This is a genomic window from uncultured Desulfovibrio sp., from assembly GCF_944327235.1.
Classification (GTDB): Bacteria; Desulfobacterota; Desulfovibrionia; order Desulfovibrionales; family Desulfovibrionaceae; genus Desulfovibrio.
The window spans coordinates 1-2,598 of record NZ_CALVHE010000150.1 but is presented as its reverse complement, the minus strand read 5'-3'; the positions used below and the strand labels follow the sequence as shown (position 1 = coordinate 2,598).

At 67.1% G+C, this 2,598-nt stretch carries 2 protein-coding genes and 1 pseudogene; all 3 read right to left on the bottom strand.

Annotation, left to right across the window (positions count from 1 at the left end):
- Nucleotides 1-109 precede the first annotated feature (109 nt).
- Entirely contained in the window at nt 110-580 is a 471-nt protein-coding gene (locus Q0K00_RS11700; RefSeq protein WP_297229734.1) for a hypothetical protein, read from the bottom strand.
- A gap of 56 nt (nt 581-636) precedes the next feature.
- Nucleotides 637-2,025, bottom strand: a complete 1,389-nt coding sequence (argH, locus tag Q0K00_RS11695; RefSeq protein WP_297229731.1) for an argininosuccinate lyase — start codon at nt 2,023-2,025, stop codon at nt 637-639.
- Between the two features lie 92 nt (nt 2,026-2,117).
- Nucleotides 2,118-2,598 (bottom strand): annotated as a pseudogene (locus Q0K00_RS11690) (argininosuccinate synthase domain-containing protein); the annotation flags it as partial.

Below are 2,598 nucleotides of genomic sequence, written 5' to 3'. Positions count from 1 at the left end.
AGGAAAGGGGGGGTGCGGGGGGGAAAGGAGGGGGCTTTTTGCAAAAAGCCTCCTCCTTTCCCCCCGCAAGAAAGAAACCGCCCCGCTCTGTGGAGCGGGGCGGCGCGGGTCACTGCTTTTCGCAATCCTGCCAGCGGCGGACGACTTCGCGGCGGAGGCCTTCGGCCATACCTTCCTTGCCGATCTTCAGGGCGGCGAAGGCGGCCCAGGGGAGGTTGCGGCACTGGGCGGAGGCGGCGTGGACCACTTCGGCAAGGGTGCCGTCGCGGCGGTCGGTATCGCTCATGGCCAGGGCCGCCGCGCAGGCGGCATCGTAGCGGTGCTGGCTCAGGGCTTCGCGCGAGAGGTTGGCCCGGCGTTCGTCCTTGTGCGCGGGCATGTCGCGGGTGAGCACGATGGCTGCCAGCGTCTGGGCCAGCGGGTCGCCGCCGGGGTCTTCCTGAAGGCGGTCGATGACGTCTTCCAGGGCCAGCGCGTTCTTTTCCAGAGGTTCGGGGATGACGTCGCTGTCGGAGCAGGCGGAGAGACCGAAGGTCAGGCCGGCGGCGAGGGCCGCGGCGGTCAGCAGGCGTTTTTTCATGTGTCGGTGATATCCTGTTGAGGGTGAGAAAGGGGCGCGTGCCCCCTGAAAGGCCGTTATGCGCGGTCAGCGAGCCACTGGCGGAGCTGTTCGAGCTGGCGGGCCACGGATCTGGGGCCGGTGCCCGCCGGGGTCTCGCGGCGGCGGACGGCGGCGTCGTAGTCCAGCACGGCATAGACATCGTCGTCGATGCGTCCATCCAGCGTGCGGAGCTGGTCGAGGCTGAGGTCTTCGAGTCCCTTGCCTTCTTTTTCGGCCAGGGCCACGGCGTGTCCGGTGACGTGGTGGGCCTCGCGGAAGGGCAGGCCCTTGCCCACGAGGTAGTCGGCCAGTTCGGTGGCGTTGAGGAAGCCGCGGGCGCAGGCGGCGCGCATACGGTCGGTGCGGAAGGTGGTCTCGTCGAGCATACCGGCCATGAGGGTGAGGGAGGCCGTCACGGTGCGGTCGGTATCGAGGAAGCCTTCCTTGTCTTCCTGGAGGTCGCGGTTATAGGTGAGGGGCAGGCCCTTCACGGTGGTGAGCAGGCCCATGAGCGCGCCGTAGACGCGGCCGGTCTTGCCGCGCATGAGTTCGGCCACATCGGGATTTTTTTTCTGGGGCATGATGGAGGAGCCGGTGGAGTAGCCGTCGGAGAGGCTCACGAAGCCGAAGGCCGGATTGGCCCAGAGGATGATCTCCTCACAGAGGCGCGAGAGGTGGGCCATGATGCAGGAGGCGGCGAAGAGGGATTCCAGCACGAAATCCCGATCGGAGACGCCGTCCATGGAGTTGCCGTAGATGCGCTCGAAGCCCACTTCGCGGGCCACGCTTTCGGGGTCGAGGGGGTAGGTCGTCCCGGCGAGGGCGGCGCAGCCCAGGGGGGAGACGCGCACCCGTTTGCGCACGTCGTCCAGCCGGTCCGTGTCGCGGGCGAACATCCAGGCGTAGGCCAGCAGGTGGTGGGCGAGGCTGACGGGCTGGGCGGGCTGGAGGTGGGTGCAGCCGGGGAGGATGTCGGCCTGATGGCCGTCGGCCAGGCGCACGAGGGTGGCGACGAGCTGTTGTGCGGCGTGCTGCCAGTCGGCCAGGCGGTCATTGACGAAGAGGCGGAAGGTGAGGCCCACCTGATCGTTGCGGCTGCGGCCGGTATGGAGTTTCTTGCCCGTATCGCCCACGAGTTCGGTGAGGCGGGCTTCGATGTTCATGTGCACGTCTTCCAGGGCCGGTTTCCAGATGAAGGACCCGTCCTCTATCTCTTTTTTGACGGCATCGAGCCCGCGGACGAGGGTCTCGGCCTCCTGGGGGGTGATGATGCCCTGACGGCCCAACATGCGGGCATGGGCTTGCGAGGCGCGGATATCCTGGGCGTAGAGGGCGCGGTCGTAGGTTTGGGAATCGGTGTAGGCGGCGACGGCTTCCCGGGGGCCTTCGGCAAAGCGGCCCCCCCAGCTCTGATTGGTGCTCATATGCTGCTCCCGGCGATGGCGATGGAGGAAAAGACGGAAAAGGCGCGGACACCCTGCGGCCGTCCGCGCCTGTCGTGACGAGGGAAAGGGGGCTACTTGCCCATCTTGGCCTTGATGGCCGCGTACATGCCGAGCCGCAGGCCGTTGAGGCGGATGAAGCCCGCCGCGTCCTTGTGGTCGTAGTCGCCGCCTTCGAAGGTGGCAAGGTCTTCGGAGAACAGCGAGTAGGGGGAGGTGCGGCACAGCGGCCAGACGCCGCCCTTGTACAGTTTGGCCCGCACGGTGCCGGTGACGGTCTCCTGCGACTTGTCGAAGAAGGCCTGCATGGCCTCGCGCTCGGGCGAGAACCAGTAACCATTATAAATGGCGTGGGAGTAGGGCACGGCCAGCTGATCGCGGATGGCCAGCAGGTCGCGGTCCATGCAGATGCCTTCAAGGTCGCGCTGCAGGGCGAAGAGCAGGGTGCCGGCGGGGTTTTCGTACACGCCGCGGCTCTTCATGCCCACATAGCGGTTCTCCACCATGTCGTCACGGCCGATGCCGTGCTTGCCGGCCTTTTCGGCCAGCACGCGG